Consider the following 14,792-nt stretch of genomic DNA (forward strand, 5'->3'; position numbering starts at 1 on the left):
GTATCTTGCCTGATTTTAACCACTATATATTACGCTCTCCCAGAACCTTCGGTCACGGCGCAGCGATGAAATTGAACTCCAGCCTCTGCCCCGGCACGTCAAAACGGGGTTTGAGGCGCAGCGTCATGGCGGGCCGGGCGGGGCCGAGGGCTTCGGCGATGATCCGCTGGCACGAGACGAAGATGCTGCTATCGGGAATCATGTAAGCCAGATGGGTAATGTCTTCGGGTAGCAGACCGTTGGTGGCAAGAATTTCCCGTATGCGGGCCAGCGCGTTCTGGCATTCCTCGATCAAGCTGTCAGGCACCTGTCCATCGGCGCCAAGTCCTGTCACACCATAGACAGTCACGCTGTCCTGCAGGACAGGACGGGAAGAAGAGGAGAAATGATCGTGCATGAGCCGGAGCATATCGCACATTCCTGAAACTGCCCATCGCTTATGCGCGGAGGCTCCCATTACGGGCCGGTCTCTTCACGCCTCCTGCGCCAGCTGGGAAGGACTTGGCGTGCTGCTTACCGGAGCGTCCGGCTCTGGCAAGTCGAGCCTTCTGTTGCGCCTTGTCGAGTCCAGCTTCGCCCTTGTAGGCGACGATCAGATCGTGCTGCAGCAGACCATAGCCCGCCCGGCCCCCGCTCTCGCAGGGCTGATTGAAGTACGTGGGCTGGGCATCGTGCAGATGCCCTATCTGCCTGAAGCCGCCATCGTCCTGCGGGTCGAACTGGGGCAAAACACTCCCATCCAGCGCCTGCCGGAAAAGACTATCGACCCGCTGACGGGCGGCTGGTGTCTGACACTCGATGCCTTCCATGCCGATGCCGTGGCGGTCATACGCACGGCCCTGCGCTGCATTCGCGGCGATCTCACATTGCTTTGTGGCGTGAACGGGGGAATGGCGAGTGCAAACCCTCTCCCCAAAAAGCATGAAGAAAGCTAATGTCACGCCATGTATCCCGGCTTTGATGACAGGAGAGGCGGTCTGTGATTCCCGCGCGACGCGTTCTGCTGGTCACCGGGCTGTCCGGCGCTGGCAAATCTTCCATTCTGCGCATTCTTGAAGATCTCGGTTACGAAGTGACCGACAACCCCCCGCTGAACCTGCTCGATGCGCTCGTGGCGCGCACCGAACACCCGCTTGCCATAGGCATCGATGCCCGCACGCGCGGTTTTGAGGCGCGTGCCGTGCTTGAGGCGCTGACCAAACTTCGCGCCCAGCCGGGGCCGCAACATGTCGAACTGATCTACGCCACGGCCGAGACCGATGTTCTGCTCCGTCGCTTCACCGCCACACGCCGCCGTCACCCGCTAGACGCCAATACCGGCAGCGGCCCCGGCCTCATGGCCAGCATAGAGCAGGAAATCGGTCTGCTCATGCCCCTGAGAAGCGCAGCCGATCTCGTGATCGACACATCAGATCTGCCGCCACCCGATCTGCGTCGGCTGATCGAGTCGCGATTCGGCCATCAGAATGATGGCGACTCGATGACGACGACCCTGCTTTCTTTCGCGTATCCAGCGGGCCTGCCCCGTGAGGCCGATCTCGTTTTCGATGCGCGTTTCCTGCGCAACCCGCATTACGACGACGCCCTGAAGGCCATGACCGGGCTTGAGCGGGACGTGCGCGAATACGTGCGACGTGACCCCGATTACGATCTTTTCTTTTCGCAGATCCTTGGATTGCTCAAACTTGTATTGCCTCGTTTCGTGGCCGAGGGGAAAAAGCACGCGACAATCGCCATCGGCTGCTCGGGCGGTCAACACCGCTCTGTAACACTTGTTGAAGAGATTGCTGCCGCGTTAGGGAACTCTGACGACATTACACTCTTGTCAGATGGGCCAATCGCCGTCATGCATCGGGAACTGGCACGGCAGGGACGCAGCTCATGGCGATGGGTTCGCCCCCCTCAACACCGTGTCACGTCGGATGAACAGACACGGACAGAGCCGTCTTGATAACCGTGAGTGATGACCAATATGTCATGGGGTCGCCAGATTTCTGGCGTCACAGTCCCCTTGAAGGAAGGCCCCGATGATCGGGATCGTTCTTGTCACCCATGGTTCTCTTGCTCAGTCTCTCATTGAAATCGTGACCCATGTGGTTGGCCCGCAGGTCCAGATGGCGGTCATGGGCATCATGCCCGACGATGATATCGCCCTCGCCCGTGCCCAGCTCACCGCCGCCATCAATGCCGTTGATACCGGCGATGGCGTTCTGCTTCTGACCGACATCTTCGGCAGCACTCCCTCCAATCTCGCACTTTCCCTGCGGCATGAAAGCCGTGTCGAGGTTCTGGCTGGCGTCAATGTGCCGATGCTGGTCAAGCTGGCCAAGACACGCTGCACGCGCAGCCTGGCCGAATGCGCCGAGCTGGCAACCATGGCTGGCCGCAAATATATAGCCGCCGCCTATCAGCTGCCTGAGTCCTGTTTGCAAGGCGGCAAAAGCTGTGAAATGGTGGTCAATACCACCATGAGCTATGTCCCTCCCATTTCCCCGCTATTGACGCCCCTGCGTCAGGTCGCCCGATGAGCGCAGGCCCGACGCTGGAACGCGATGTGACCATCGTCAACCGGCTCGGCCTGCATGCCCGCGCCGCAGCGAAATTCGTCACGCTTGCTGAAAGCTTCGATGCCGTCATCGACGTGAGCCGTCATGACCAGCGCGTTTCGGCGCTGTCGATCATGGGGTTGATGATGCTTGGCGCCGGTCGTGGCGAGATGGTCCGCATTCAGGCAAGCGGCCCTCAGGCCAGCGCGGCCATTGATGCGCTGATCATTCTCGTCTCCGACGGCTTTGGCGAACGTGATTAAGAGACTGCGCCGCCCGTCGAGCGACATTACCCTGCCCGACGACCGGCCGATGAAAATCCTGCAGGGTACGGGCATTTCCGCCGGAATCGTCATTGCGCGAGCAAGCCTCGCCCATGAGCGCCCTCTGCCAGTCATTGAGGCCGTACCGTCGCAACTGCCTGCAGAGGCAGAGAGCACACGCCTCGATCAGGCCATCGCCCTGACCCTCAAGCAGCTCAAGAAACTGCGCGGCAAGCTGACCAGCCTGCCCGATGAGGGCCGGATCGAAATCGATGCGATGCTCACGGTCTATGAGCGCATGCTCAACCATTCGCGACTGGTACGCGCCGCCTATCGACGCATTGCCGAAGACGGATTGACGGCAGAGGCCGCCGTTCAACACGAAAGCGAGACACTGGCCGCCCAGGCTGGGCCTCAGCCCGGCATGCCGGAAGAGGAAATCGAAGGCGCAAGGCGGCGCGAAGGCGAGTTTCGAGAGGTGGCCCGCAGGCTGCTCCGGAATCTGACCGGCGTGTCATTTCGCGCTTTCTCCGATATTCCGGGCGGGTCGGTGCTGGTGGCGGAACAGATTCGCCCCGCCGATGCTGCCGTCATCGATCCGAACCGCATCGCTGCCGTGCTGTCGGAAGGCGGCGGCGCGACAGATCATACGGCCATCATGCTGCGGGCGTTGAATGTGCCTGCCGTGCTGGCCGTGCCCGAACTGACCAGTCTCGTCGAGGATGGCAGCCTGCTGATTGTCGACGGATCGAGCGGGCGGGTCATCATCAATCCTGATTCCTCGACACTTGCAGAAGCCCGCTCGGCCATGGCCGAGGAAGCAAAGGAACGCAAGGGCATTGGCCGCCTGCGCCGCCTGCCGAGCCGTCTGATCAGCGGTGAAGATGTCGAGCTTCTGGCCAATATCGAGATCGCCAACGAGCTGCCCCTGCTGCATCGCAATGGTGCTACGGGAATCGGCCTTCTGCGTACCGAATTCCTGTTCGATGAGAGCGAGCCTCTACCCGACGAAGACGGGCAATATGCCGTCTATGCCGGGCTGCTTGCCGACATGCAGGGCATGACGACGACCATCAGAGTACTCGACTGGGGCGGCGAAAAGGGCCTGGCCCGGTTGAGGCAGCTTGGCATTCATGACGAGCAGGAAGAGGAAAATCCGGCCCTTGGCGTGCGAGGGCTGCGCCTGCTGCTGCGCCATCCCGAAATTCTGGAAGCTCAGCTCTGCGCCATCTTGCGCGCCAGCCTGGAGGGGAAGTGCCGCATTCTGCTGCCTATGGTCAGCTCGATAAATGAGGTGATCGCCACAAGGCAGATCTACGAACGCTGCGCCAGAAGACTGCGTCGTCGCGGAGTGAAGCTCCCCAATGATCTGCCCCCGCTCGGGGTCATGATCGAGACACCGGCAGCCGCCCTGACTGCGGGGGCTCTTGTGCGTCAGGCGGATTTTCTCGCGCTCGGCACCAATGACCTAACCATGTATACGCTGGCAGTTGATCGCTCGGCCGCAATGGGATCGGCGCTTTATACGGCGCTTCATCCGAGCCTGCTCAAGCTGCTGCGCTTTTCGGTCGATGAAGCCTTGCGGGCCCATCGCCCGATCTGTGTCTGCGGTGAGATGGCCGCTGACCCGCGCAGTGTCGCCCTGCTGATCGGTATGGGGCTACGTTCATTCTCGATGTCAGCGGCCTCGCTTCCAGCAGTCAAACGCATGATACGCTCCCTGAGCATCGACGCATGCGATGATCTCTATCGCCGGGCAATGCTGGTCGAAGACCCCATCCAGCTTACGGAACTGGTGCGTAGCTTCGCCTGCTGATTTTTGCTTGTCAGAGAGGCAGGCCGTGGGATGCGTTTGCCCCCCCAGCCGTGCGAGCGCGAAAGTGCCACGACCGAGGCGTGAGGCCATCGGTCATAGCGCCGAAGAGTGGCCATTCAGACCACTGTCTCGAGTCCCTCAGAGGAAAATAGTCTCTTAGTGGCGGAGTTCTTCCGGCACCTTGCCGCCGTTTTCGGCCAGCTTCTGCATGACCTGACGAATCAGCCATACATTCATGGCGGCACTGTCTTCCGTGCTTTCCGAGTAATGCAGCTCCTGTGCCAGATGCTTGCGCGCATCAAGCGAACTATCCATGTCGAGCAGCTTCAGCAGATCGACAATGGAGGTCCGCCAGTTCAGAGGCTGGCCCTTCTCCGCAGCGAGACGTGTCAGGACGGCATCGACATCGACAGGCGCACTCGGTGCCGAAGGTGTGGCGGATGAAGCATTGGTATCGATCGGTGACGCCGCAGCGCTGCCCGCCGAGCCGCTTGCCGGTGCCGCTTCGGCGTGGCCGAAGATCTTCGTCATGATCGTGCTGAAAATGCCCATTATGGCTCTCCCTGGCGAACGATGCCCGAATCACGCTTCTTGTCGCGTATTTCTGAATATTTCATGCCGTAACCAAAAGTGACATATTGCTTCAAGGCATCAATTGAGATGGAAAATACCTTATCGTCTTAAGCGCATAAAGGTTTTCTCTTGCGTAGTGATTTTTTTAACACAGCAATGAGGCGCGTATGCCTCATTGCTGAGACGCTGACAGCCGGATAGGCGAGGTTTTCTGCCATTTCAGAGGATCAGCCCGCGCTATGTCGCCCAGCCCAGATGTCCATTTCATTTCCGGCCTTCCGCGCTCGGGCTCGACCCTGCTTTCCGCTCTCCTCTCGCAAAACCCGGCCCTCGTCACATCGGGCCGATCCTCGCCCGTAGCGCCCATGATCCTGCGCGTGTCGTCCCTCATGGCTGAAGGTGAATATGCGGGCGATTTCGATGCCAGAAAGCGCGACCGTGTGCTGCGCCAGATTCTCGACAGCTATTATGCTTCGGGCACTGAGCGACGGGTCATCATCGACACCCATCGCGACTGGTGCGCCCGGCTGGGGCTGATCGACACAATCTTTCCTGCAGCGAAAGTCATCTGCTGCGTGCGCGACCCGATCTGGATCATGGACTCGCTTGAGCGCCTGATCGTTCGTGACCCCATTCTCTCATCGCATCTCGTACCGATCGGCAAGCGCGCCACGCAGCATGACAGGCTCGACCATCTGCTCTCTGCCGATGGCGTCTTTGGCTATGCCTGGCGGGTGCTGATCGAGGCGTTTCACGGGCCGTTCGCCAACCGGCTCATTCTGGTCGATTACGACTATCTCGCCCGTTACCCCAAAGCCACGCTGGCTACTCTGACGCGGGAGCTCGGCCTGCCTGCTCATGACTATGATTTCGCGCATGTCGAAAGCCATGATCACACGGCGTTCGATCAGGCACTCTCCACACCGGGCCTGCATCAGCTTCGCCCGAAAGTCAGCTATGAAGAGAGGCGCTGCATCCTGCCGCCCGCTGTGCAGGAGACCTTGGCTGGCGGCATGTTCTGGCGTCGGCCTCAGGCGGGAGAAAGCGGTGCGCGTATTCTCGCCTGAGACGGCGTATGCTCAGAAGACGAGAACCGTCTTGCCAATGCTTGTGCCAGCTTCACTGTCACGATGCAGCGCCATCAGGGTTTCGGCAGAGAGCCCCGTCACGCGTCGAAGCTCGGTCGGTACCAGATCGCCCGCCTGAACCAGAGACGAGACCTGCTCGAGAATATCATGCTGGCGCGCCTTGTCGGGCGTGGCGAAAAGAGAGCGTGTGAACATGAATTCCCACGAAATCACGGCGCTTTTGCGTTTGAACCCCATGATATCGAAATGCGCCGGATCGTCGATCAGGCTGAGATGCCCTTGCGGTGCCAGGATTTCCTCATAGGTTTTCTGATGCTGGTCACTGGCTGTGAGAGACGCGATATGGCTGACATGCTCAAGGCCAAGCGCCCTGATCTGAGCCGCCATGTCACCTCGATGATCGATGACATGATGCGCGCCCATTCTCTCGACCCATTCACGCGTTTCGGGGCGTGATGCCGTGGCAATAATTGTCAGCCCTGTCAGCTTGCGTGCGATCTGGATCAGTATCGACCCAACCCCTCCGGCACCGCCCACGACAAGCAGCGCGCCAGAGGTCAGATGAGTGACCGAAAGACGGTCGAAAAGCATTTCCCACGCCGTTACCGCCGTAAGGGGCAAAGACGCTGCCTGTCCCCAGTCCAGCCCCTCGGGCATGTGGCCGACCAGTGTTTCCTCAACAAGCTGCTTTTCGGCATTACTGCCCTGGCGCATCAGCGCGCCTGCATAGAAAACACGATCACCGGGTCGGAAATGGCTGACATCTGGCCCGACAGCCTCGACGATTCCGGCAGCGTCCCAGCCCAGAACACGCCAGTCATCGCCCTCAAGCGCGCCAGCGCGCTGACGGATCTTGGTATCGACCGGGTTGATCGAGACCGCCTTGACCCGCACGAGCAGATCACGCCCCTGCGGCGGCGCCGGATCGGGAAGCTCGATATCCTGCAGGATGTCAGGCGCACCAGGCGCCTTGTAGCCGACCGCTTTCATGCGGATCTCCCTTTTCGTGAAAACACGCTGAAGAGAGAAGCCTAGCACAGCCCCCACGCCCGAAGCAGCATTCTGTCGCTTTGGGCAGAATCAGACTCAGGCGGGGCGCACCAGCTCGTACAAGGCGACAGCCGCGGCGTTGGATACGTTCAGGCTCTCCATATCGCCGGGCATGTAAACGCTGGCGATCTCATCACAGCTCTCACGTGTCAGGCGGCGTAGACCTGCCCCCTCGGCCCCCAGCACCAGCGCCACACGACGCCCCGCATAGCTTGGGCCATTCAGCACCGAGCCACCGGCGTCGAGCCCGACAGTCCAGAGACCGGCATTCTGCAACTGGGCGATGATGCGTGACAGATTGACCTCGCGCAGAACCGGCACGACATCGAGCGCGCCTGAGGCTGCCTTGGCCAGCGCGCCCCCTTCCTGCGGGGTATTGCGATCCTGAACCACCAGCGCCGCCGCACCGAAAGCAGCGGCAGAACGCAGGATAGCCCCGATATTGCGCGGGTCGGTTACCTGATCGAGAATCAGCAGCGGGCCTTCGCGACCTTCAAGCACCTCATCGAGAAAAGGCGGGGTCAGGGGTTCGACACGCAGGCATACACCCTGATGCACCGCATCACGCTCGCAGAGCAGATCGAGACGCTGGCGCTCTACTACATTGGGGGAAATGCGGATGGGCGCCTGTTTGGATTCGAGCGCCGATAATCCCTCTTTCGTCACCAGGAGTTCATGCAGATGACGATCCGGGTTGCGCAGGGCGGCTTCTACCGCATGCAGCCCGTACATCCAGTAGCCACTGGCTGCGGCGCGCCCCTCGGCGGAGCGGCCCGAACGGCCTGAAGGAGAACGGGGAGAGGGCGAGCGTGAGGGGCGTTTCGACATGAGGGCACTTCTAGAGGAACCCTCTCATCATGCAACAAAAATGAAGAATGCCCGTTGACACCAGTCCTGATCCGCCATATTCCCCGTCCCGACCTGGAGAGATGCCCGAGTGGCTAAAGGGGGCGGACTGTAAATCCGCTGGTGTACGCCTACGTTGGTTCGAATCCAACTCTCTCCACCAGGTCCCCTTCCTGACAATCCAATTATGATCCAACTGCTTTCATGGCGATTACCGGGCCTCGCCTGAGGCTCGTTCTGCAAGGCTTTCTCCCTCTCGCTCTTCCCTTTTTGCAGGGAGCGTCTTGCTGCGGCGGACCGCCTTCGACCCCACTCCTCCTTTTTTGCTCGTCTTCCGTGGCCTTGCCGCATTGCGCGCAATGAGCTGCACGTTACACACTCTCCTTATCGTTACGGAGACGGATAAACCGTCTCCCTGCCCGGGCGACGCAGCTTGCCTTGCGCGACCGTGAGTTTGAGGAGTGGATTGGTGATGGGTTCTGGTTTGGCATCACAACGCGATATGACCCGCGCGAAAAAGGCTCGTCCTGACCGCTCGAAAATGGTCCGGCTAAGCTTTGCCTGTCTCGGGCTGGCCTGTTTTGGCCTGAGTGCGGCTCATGCAGAACCGCGCAAGGTCATTCTCGACGATGACGGCTTTGCCCTCGCGCAGTGGATGGTCATCAAGGCCCCTGATGTTCAGGTCATGGGGGTCACGACCGTGACCGGCGACGCTTGGGCGAAAGAGGCGACAGCCGATGCCCTGCGCGGTGTGGAAATTGCCGGGCGTTCGGATCTGCCGGTCTATACCGGCGCCAGTTTTCCGCTGGTCAACACGGAAGCGCAGACAGAACGCTGGGAGGCCCTCTATGGCAAGATGGTCTGGAAGGGCGTCTGGATGAAGCACTGGGTGGAGCCCACCCTGCAGAAGCTCCCGCCCTATCATGGGCCCGATGTCGTGCCGGATCTGCCCCAGGGCAACCCGACCATCAAGGCGCAGTCGGAGCGTGCAGCAGATTTCATGATCGACATGGTGCATCGCTATCCGCATCAGATCTCAATCATTGCGACCGGCCCTCTGACCAATCTTGCACTGGCCCAGCGTCTCGACCCGCAATTTGCGTCTCTGGCGAAAGAACTGGTCTATATGGGGGGCAGCCTCAACCCGCGACAGACGCGCCCCGATGAGGTCGCCCATCAATTCGCCCGTGAGTTTCTGAATACACCAAGACGCGAATTCAATATCCGCTTCGACCCCGAAGCCGCCAGCATCGCCCTGCGGGCACCTTGGCCGAAAATCACCATGATCCCGGTCGATCCTTCAACGGATACCGAACTCACGCCCGCCCTGCTCAAGCGCCTTTCGCGCTCCGACACCCCTGTTGCCCGCTCGCTCAAAACGCGCGAGCCCGGCTTTCCTCTCTGGGATGAGATTGCTGCGGCCGTCTGGCTCGATCCAAGCCTGATCACGCAGAAGGCAGATCTCTATGTCGATGTGAACACGCAGTTCAGCGCCTCTTACGGCGATATCCTCTCCTGGTCGCCCGGCTATCAGCCCGGTCTTGGCGAGGGCAAAACCATCGTGGTGCAGAGAATCGACATCCCTCGCTTCGAGGACCTCATCGACCGCCTCGTCGCAGCCCCCCAGAAGCCCCTCAGCGGCAGACCTCTGCCCTGATCAGCCCGATCTGTGCCGGGGTGTAGACTTGATCCGCCCCCGGCGCCGCACCCCGATTCCGGCTTTAACCGCTGGAGCGAGGCGAAGAAACCGGCTTGAAAAGAGGGATACAGATACGCCGCCCCAGCATCCCTCCCTTACAGGATGCCCTGCAGAAGCGACGACGTGGACCTAAATCCGGAGCGCTTTATTCCCCCCCGGGTGCGATCTGCTCTCTCCATGGGGAATCTGCCCCGCGTCGGGCACAGGTGGCGCTGGCGACTTTCTGACCATAGGCGAGCGCCTGATGCAGGGCAGCGGCTGACGGGTGGCCCAGTGTCTCGGGGGTGAGCAGGTTTTCCTCATGCAGGCCCGCAAGAAACCCGGCCATGAAACTGTCTCCGGCCCCTACCGTATCGACAACCTCCGTCGGGATGGCCTTGGCATGGGCGTGCGAAACACGGCTCCATCCGCTGACGCCATCCTTGCCATGGGTGATCACCACCACCCGGGCCCGATGCCGGAGCCAGTCTGCTGCCGCGGCCTCATGCGATATTTCCGGGAAAAGCCAGTCGAGATCAGCGCCGCTGATCTTGATGATATCAGCGGCCCGAAGCAGCCTGTCGATACGCGCCCGGTAGCCTGCCTCATCGCGCACAAGCGAGGCGCGGATATTGGGGTCAAAACTCACCAGCCTTGTGCCACCAGCCTCACGCAGAAAAAGCGTCTCATAGGCTGACGCCGTAGGCTCGCGTATGAGCGCGATCGAGCCGAAATGAAGTGCTCCGACCCCGGCCAGTGCCAGACCGGAGGGCATGGCCTCACAGATGCGGTCAGCCGCGCTCTCATCGTAAAAAGCATAAACCGGCTCTGCCTGATCGAGGCTGACGAAACCGAGGGTCGAAGGCGCCTCCAGCCGCTGCAGAAAGCGCTGCCCGACCCGGCTCTCTGTCAGACCAGCCACAAACTGGTCGCCGAAAAGATCGGTGGAGACGGCACAGCCATACTCTGTCGGCACCCCGAGCCTGCCCAGGGCCCGCGCCACATTATAGGACGACCCACCCAGACAAGGGCGATACGCCGCCCCTCCCTCTGCCTGCACGGGAATGAAATCAATTACCGCCTCGCCGAGGCAGAGAACAGAGTGGGTCATTGCTGTCTTTCCGTCCGCAAAAGCGGGTTATGCGCGGCAATCGTGAAAAGGTGCCGGACTCAGGCCCCTGCTGCCGTCGCCTCGAAAACCGCAGAAGCTTCAATCGTCTGGGGATCAGAGAAGAGTTGCTCGGCAACAACTGGGCTGAACGTGAAAGTGTCACAGCCGAGGGAGGCAAGACGGGCCATGTCTTCGGCATGGCGCAGGCTGGCCACAAGCAGGCGTGTCGTCGTGCCTGTCGAACCGAGAATGGCCTGCATCTCGCTGATCACGGCCAGGGCATCGCGACCGCTATCGTTGATACGCCCGAAATAGGGAGCCACATAATCCGCCCCGGAAGCGGCAGCCGTCAGGGCCTGATGGGCCACATAGACCGCCGTCAGGGTCGTTCGCACACCGCGCGCATGAAGCGCCGCAACGGCACGGATGCCGTTCTCGGTAATCGGCACCTTGACCACAAGACGGGGGTCGAGCGCGGCAAGAGCGAGGCCGGTCTCGATCAGGGCATCGGTTTCTGTACCCCAGCACTGGGCCTGAACTTCCTGCACCGGATAGGTCAGGATCTCCTGCATCAGCGGCGCAATGTCATCGAAGCTGCTGCGTAGTCCGGCGCGATCGAGAATGGTCGGGTTGGTGGTGACACCATGAAACAGACCGGTCGGCAGCCAACGGGCCAGGGCCTCACGGTCAGCTGTATCGAGAAATAATCTTACACCCGGACGGGCGCCCGGCTCGGCTCTCTGGACCATTCGACTCTCCTGAATTCAGCAATAATAGAGGGGAGAATACGTACTTTTGTCCTATTGTCAGGACACATGTTAGAGTGAGCGAACACATATGCGTCACCCGGAAAAAGCGGGGCGCTGAGGCTGCGGAAAAGACGACCATGACGCGAGTGAAGCGAATGCAGGGCAAGGGCGTGACGTCTGACAAGGCTACGCGGCTTCGTGTGGCCTGGATGTATTACGATCGCAGGATGACCCAGAAAGACATCGCCGAAGCGCTGGGTCTGGCTCGCACCACGGTTATCCGCCTGCTGGAGGAAGTCCTGCGTCGGGGTGAGGTGCAGATCTGGATCGCCACCGATTCAGAAGAAAGTCTCAGCCTTGCCGCCGATCTGGAGGCGCGCTTTGGCCTGGCAGAGGCGATCATCGTGCCGCAAGCGCGTGATCAGGACGAGGCAACACGTTCCGTCGGGGCCGCGCTGGGGCGCTTTCTCTCGGAAACGGTGCATGAGGGCATGAGTCTTGGAGTCGGTTGGGGCCGCACCCTTACTGCCTCACTGGGCAGTTTTCGCCCCTCACGCCTGGCCGATACAAGGGTCATTTCCCTTCTTGGCGGCATGATCGAAGCCGGGCACGAAAACAGCACTGATTATGCCTGGCAACTCGCCAGCCGGATGGGGGCGGAGTGCTTTCTCTATCCGGCACCGCTTCTGGTCGATTCGGCGGAGACAGCGCGTGTCCTGCGCGAGAAATGCGGGCTTGATCGGCTCGATCAGATGGCCGCCTCGCTCGACATGGCGATCGTGAGTGTTGGCGAGATCGGCGCAGAGGCCACGTCATTGTCGCGCGGACTCATTTCCGCAGAGGAATACGAACGTCTCATCGAGCGTGGCGCGCTATGCGATGTGATGTGTCATGCGCTCGATGGTCAGGGGCGTGAAATCGACCACCCTCTTAATAGCCGCATCATGTCTGTCGCGCTCTCTGTTCTGGCTGAAACGCGCCATCTGGTGATCGCCTCGGGCGGTGTGAGCCGAGCCCCTGCCATTTTTGCTGCGATCAGAAGATTGGGCTGCCATACGCTCGTGACCGATATCGGCGCCGCCCGCGCCCTGCTGGCCCTGGGGGACGATCTCTGACGAGATGATCGCTTCCTGAGCAGCAGGCACAAAAAAACGCCGCCCCCTGACAGGAAGGAGCGGCGTTCGAAACTGGCAGAAAGCGGCCGTTTATTTCAGCTTGGCATTGCACTGCGAGTAATACCCGCCGCCCTTCTGAATCCATTTCAGAGAGCCGTTACCACCGCTCTGCTGGTTGGCATGATACTGGTCGAGGCAGGTCTTCATACGGGCCTTGCCTGCTGAAAGCTTGGCATATTGTGGCGATACGGCAGTGGGAAACACTACATTGCCAGACGACGCCGTGCTGGGCTTTGACGCAATACCTGCCCCGGGCGAAGCCGGTGCGTCGGTGGTGACCGGCTTGTCAGCGGCGGCCTCTTTCTCGGCAGCGGGCATATTCTGCTGCGCTGTCTGGGTCGAGACATCCCCACACTGGGCGGCCTTGAAATCCTTGTATTTCTGGCCGTTCAGCGTGCCTGCCTTTTCAGCGGCCTGAAACTTCGCATGGCATTCCTTGGCGGTGAGCGCCAGAGCCGAAGGGCTGGCAAGCGCCGCCCCTCCGAGCATGAGACTGGCCAGAAGAGCATGGCCATGTGAGCGTTTCAGTGCCATCGGTATTTCCCTTGAAGGACAATGCGGATCAGTTGATCCGCTCGCCATGAAGAACCATGTCCAGACCTTCGAGTTCCTCATCACGCGTGACACGCAGACCGATTGTGAGGTCGATTGCCTTGAGGATGATGAAGGTGAAGATCACGCACCAGACGATGGTCACGCCAACCGCTTCGGCCTGACGGACGAACTGGGCGAAGGAGCCCACCACACCGGCAGGGTTCGCATCGGTTGCCGAAAGCGGGCCATAGGCGAACACACCGGTCAGCAGCGCACCAACGATACCGCCCGTTCCATGAACACCAAAGGCGTCTAGGCTGTCGTCATAGCCGAGGCGCGGCTTGAGAATGGCAGACGCCCAGAAGCAGACCACACCGGCCACAAGACCAATGATCAGCGCCGGACCGGCCAGAACGAAACCGGCAGCCGGGGTGATGGCAACCAGACCGGCCACCGCACCCGAGATGATGCCCAGAGCCGTCGGCTTGCGCGAATGGATCCATTCTGCTGCCATCCAGGCCATGGCACCGCCTGCGGTCGCGATCTGCGTGGTCAGCATGGCCATGCCTGCGCGCCCGTTGGCACCACCAGCAGAACCTGCATTGAAGCCGAACCAGCCAACCCAGAGCAGCGAGGCACCAATAATGGCGTAGGTCAGGTTGAAGGGCGAGAGATCCTCATGCCCGTAGCCACGACGCTTGCCCAGAACCAGTGCCGCGACGAGACCGGCCACACCGGAATTGATGTGAACGACCGTACCACCGGCAAAATCGACAGCGCCGATACCAGCCACCCAGCCAAGCGGGCTCCAGACCCAGTGAGCGATCGGGGCATAGACCACCAGCGACCACAGGATGGTGAACACGCAAAGTGCCGAGAACTTCATGCGCTCGGCAAAGCTGCCGGCAATCAGGGCGGGGGTGATGATCGCGAAGGTCATCTGGAACATGACCCAGACGCTTTCGGGAATGGTCATCGCCACCGGGTTGGCGGAATTGGCGCCCATGGTGAAGGCCTGATCGACACCCTTGCTGATATGCTCGGCAACGCCGTTCAGCATGAAACGCGACATATCGCCGATCCAGGGCGTGCCCGTACCAAAGGCAAGGCTGTAGCCCACCACAAGCCAGACAAGGCTCGCGATACAACAGATGGCGAAAGACTGGATGAGCGTGGCCAGCACGTTTTTCTTGCGTACCATGCCGGCGTAGAACAGGCCGACGCCCGGAATGGTCATCAGCAGGACAAGAGCCGTGCTGACCAGCATCCAAGAGGTGTCGCCGGTATCAATGGCGGCGGGCGCTGCAAAAGCGGGCAGCGGCATCAGGGCGAGAGAAAGAGGAGCAAGCGCCTTGTACATGCG

At 60.8% G+C, this 14,792-nt stretch carries 16 protein-coding genes and 1 tRNA gene; 9 read left to right on the plus strand and 8 right to left on the minus strand.

All coding sequences use genetic code 11. The annotated features are described in order from the left end of the window. Nucleotides 1-52 precede the first annotated feature (52 nt). Nucleotides 53-409 carry a RidA family protein gene (locus tag AAID99_RS09230; RefSeq protein ID WP_188425791.1) on the minus strand — a complete coding sequence of 119 codons (357 nt, stop codon included), beginning with the start codon at nt 407-409 and terminating at the stop codon, nt 53-55. On the opposite strand from AAID99_RS09230, the gene AAID99_RS09235 reads away from it, so the two are divergent. From AAID99_RS09235 to ptsP, 5 genes are all read left to right on the plus strand, one after another. After that, nucleotides 396-935 (plus strand): HPr kinase/phosphorylase, encoded by a 540-nt coding sequence (locus AAID99_RS09235; protein WP_188425790.1) that lies wholly within the window; start codon nt 396-398, stop codon nt 933-935. The genes AAID99_RS09230 and AAID99_RS09235 overlap by 14 nt on opposite strands. A 44-nt stretch (nt 936-979) precedes the next feature. Continuing rightward, nucleotides 980-1,951 (plus strand): RNase adapter RapZ, encoded by a 972-nt coding sequence (gene rapZ, locus AAID99_RS09240; RefSeq protein ID WP_229719650.1) that lies wholly within the window; start codon nt 980-982, stop codon nt 1,949-1,951. A 76-nt stretch (nt 1,952-2,027) separates the two neighbouring features. After that, the gene (locus AAID99_RS09245) at nt 2,028-2,528 is read left to right on the plus strand and encodes a PTS sugar transporter subunit IIA (RefSeq protein WP_188425789.1); all 501 of its coding nucleotides are present in this window, start codon (nt 2,028-2,030) and stop codon (nt 2,526-2,528) included. After that, on the plus strand, nt 2,525-2,809 hold the full coding sequence (locus AAID99_RS09250) for an HPr family phosphocarrier protein (protein WP_188425788.1): 285 nt from the start codon (nt 2,525-2,527) through the stop codon (nt 2,807-2,809). The genes AAID99_RS09245 and AAID99_RS09250 overlap by 4 nt, the downstream gene beginning before the upstream one ends. Then, complete coding sequence (ptsP, locus tag AAID99_RS09255; protein WP_498493704.1) at nt 2,802-4,625, plus strand: phosphoenolpyruvate--protein phosphotransferase; 1,824 nt, start codon at nt 2,802-2,804, stop codon at nt 4,623-4,625. Before AAID99_RS09250 ends, ptsP begins: the two co-directional genes overlap by 8 nt. A gap of 156 nt (nt 4,626-4,781) precedes the next feature. On the opposite strand, the gene AAID99_RS09260 is transcribed toward ptsP, so the two are convergent. Then, on the minus strand, nt 4,782-5,177 hold the full coding sequence (locus AAID99_RS09260) for a DUF3597 domain-containing protein (RefSeq protein WP_188425787.1): 396 nt from the start codon (nt 5,175-5,177) through the stop codon (nt 4,782-4,784). A 260-nt stretch (nt 5,178-5,437) separates the two neighbouring features. Here AAID99_RS09260 and AAID99_RS09265 point away from each other — a divergent pair, with 260 nt between their 5' ends. Further along, nucleotides 5,438-6,265 (plus strand): sulfotransferase family protein, encoded by an 828-nt coding sequence (locus AAID99_RS09265; protein WP_188425786.1) that lies wholly within the window; start codon nt 5,438-5,440, stop codon nt 6,263-6,265. 12 nt (nt 6,266-6,277) lie between these two features. On the opposite strand, the gene AAID99_RS09270 is transcribed toward AAID99_RS09265, so the two are convergent. Together AAID99_RS09270 and rlmB are read right to left on the minus strand one after the other, a co-directional pair. After that, a complete protein-coding gene (locus tag AAID99_RS09270; RefSeq protein ID WP_188425785.1) occupies nt 6,278-7,276 on the minus strand; it encodes a zinc-binding alcohol dehydrogenase family protein in 999 nt (332 codons plus the stop codon). A gap of 96 nt (nt 7,277-7,372) precedes the next feature. Continuing rightward, a complete protein-coding gene (gene rlmB, locus AAID99_RS09275; RefSeq protein ID WP_188425784.1) occupies nt 7,373-8,164 on the minus strand; it encodes a 23S rRNA (guanosine(2251)-2'-O)-methyltransferase RlmB in 792 nt (263 codons plus the stop codon). A gap of 95 nt (nt 8,165-8,259) precedes the next feature. Between rlmB and AAID99_RS09280 the strand changes: the two genes are divergently transcribed. After that, nucleotides 8,260-8,345, plus strand: a tRNA-Tyr gene (locus tag AAID99_RS09280). A gap of 309 nt (nt 8,346-8,654) precedes the next feature. Beyond that, the gene (locus AAID99_RS09285) at nt 8,655-9,839 is read left to right on the plus strand and encodes a nucleoside hydrolase (RefSeq protein ID WP_498493705.1); all 1,185 of its coding nucleotides are present in this window, start codon (nt 8,655-8,657) and stop codon (nt 9,837-9,839) included. 187 nt (nt 9,840-10,026) lie between these two features. Here AAID99_RS09285 and AAID99_RS09290 read toward each other — a convergent pair whose 3' ends face one another. Both AAID99_RS09290 and AAID99_RS09295 read right to left on the minus strand, forming a co-directional pair. Further along, nucleotides 10,027-10,971, minus strand: a complete 945-nt coding sequence (locus AAID99_RS09290) for a carbohydrate kinase family protein (RefSeq protein WP_188425783.1) — start codon at nt 10,969-10,971, stop codon at nt 10,027-10,029. A 59-nt stretch (nt 10,972-11,030) separates the two neighbouring features. Then, nucleotides 11,031-11,720 carry a transaldolase family protein gene (locus tag AAID99_RS09295; protein WP_188425782.1) on the minus strand — a complete coding sequence of 230 codons (690 nt, stop codon included), beginning with the start codon at nt 11,718-11,720 and terminating at the stop codon, nt 11,031-11,033. A 137-nt stretch (nt 11,721-11,857) separates the two neighbouring features. Between AAID99_RS09295 and AAID99_RS09300 the strand changes: the two genes are divergently transcribed. Further along, nucleotides 11,858-12,835, plus strand: a complete 978-nt coding sequence (locus tag AAID99_RS09300) for a sugar-binding transcriptional regulator (RefSeq protein WP_498493706.1) — start codon at nt 11,858-11,860, stop codon at nt 12,833-12,835. 90 nt (nt 12,836-12,925) lie between these two features. Here AAID99_RS09300 and AAID99_RS09305 read toward each other — a convergent pair whose 3' ends face one another. Together AAID99_RS09305 and AAID99_RS09310 are read right to left on the minus strand one after the other, a co-directional pair. After that, complete coding sequence (locus tag AAID99_RS09305) at nt 12,926-13,429, minus strand: hypothetical protein (protein ID WP_498493707.1); 504 nt, start codon at nt 13,427-13,429, stop codon at nt 12,926-12,928. 28 nt (nt 13,430-13,457) lie between these two features. Further along, the gene (locus AAID99_RS09310) at nt 13,458-14,789 is read right to left on the minus strand and encodes an ammonium transporter (protein ID WP_304500469.1); all 1,332 of its coding nucleotides are present in this window, start codon (nt 14,787-14,789) and stop codon (nt 13,458-13,460) included. Nucleotides 14,790-14,792 lie beyond the last annotated feature (3 nt).

The sequence above is a fragment of the Asaia sp. Ae19-3 genome (assembly GCF_059801175.1).

What these genes read in the sequence shown, in the direction of transcription:
- AAID99_RS09235 (WP_188425790.1), top strand. Translation starts at nt 396, where the DNA reads ATGAGCCGGAGCATATCGCACATTCCTGAAACTGCCCATCGCTTATGC.
- AAID99_RS09305 (WP_498493707.1), bottom strand. Translation starts at nt 13,429, where the DNA reads ATGGCACTGAAACGCTCACATGGCCATGCTCTTCTGGCCAGTCTCATG.
- AAID99_RS09250 (WP_188425788.1), top strand. Translation starts at nt 2,525, where the DNA reads ATGAGCGCAGGCCCGACGCTGGAACGCGATGTGACCATCGTCAACCGG.
- AAID99_RS09230 (WP_188425791.1), bottom strand. Translation starts at nt 409, where the DNA reads ATGCTCCGGCTCATGCACGATCATTTCTCCTCTTCTTCCCGTCCTGTC.
- AAID99_RS09245 (WP_188425789.1), top strand. Translation starts at nt 2,028, where the DNA reads ATGATCGGGATCGTTCTTGTCACCCATGGTTCTCTTGCTCAGTCTCTC.
- AAID99_RS09300 (WP_498493706.1), top strand. Translation starts at nt 11,858, where the DNA reads ATGACGCGAGTGAAGCGAATGCAGGGCAAGGGCGTGACGTCTGACAAG.
- AAID99_RS09285 (WP_498493705.1), top strand. Translation starts at nt 8,655, where the DNA reads ATGGGTTCTGGTTTGGCATCACAACGCGATATGACCCGCGCGAAAAAG.
- AAID99_RS09310 (WP_304500469.1), bottom strand. Translation starts at nt 14,789, where the DNA reads ATGTACAAGGCGCTTGCTCCTCTTTCTCTCGCCCTGATGCCGCTGCCC.
- AAID99_RS09265 (WP_188425786.1), top strand. Translation starts at nt 5,438, where the DNA reads ATGTCGCCCAGCCCAGATGTCCATTTCATTTCCGGCCTTCCGCGCTCG.
- rlmB (WP_188425784.1), bottom strand. Translation starts at nt 8,164, where the DNA reads ATGTCGAAACGCCCCTCACGCTCGCCCTCTCCCCGTTCTCCTTCAGGC.
- AAID99_RS09260 (WP_188425787.1), bottom strand. Translation starts at nt 5,177, where the DNA reads ATGGGCATTTTCAGCACGATCATGACGAAGATCTTCGGCCACGCCGAA.
- AAID99_RS09270 (WP_188425785.1), bottom strand. Translation starts at nt 7,276, where the DNA reads ATGAAAGCGGTCGGCTACAAGGCGCCTGGTGCGCCTGACATCCTGCAG.
- AAID99_RS09295 (WP_188425782.1), bottom strand. Translation starts at nt 11,720, where the DNA reads ATGGTCCAGAGAGCCGAGCCGGGCGCCCGTCCGGGTGTAAGATTATTT.
- AAID99_RS09290 (WP_188425783.1), bottom strand. Translation starts at nt 10,971, where the DNA reads ATGACCCACTCTGTTCTCTGCCTCGGCGAGGCGGTAATTGATTTCATT.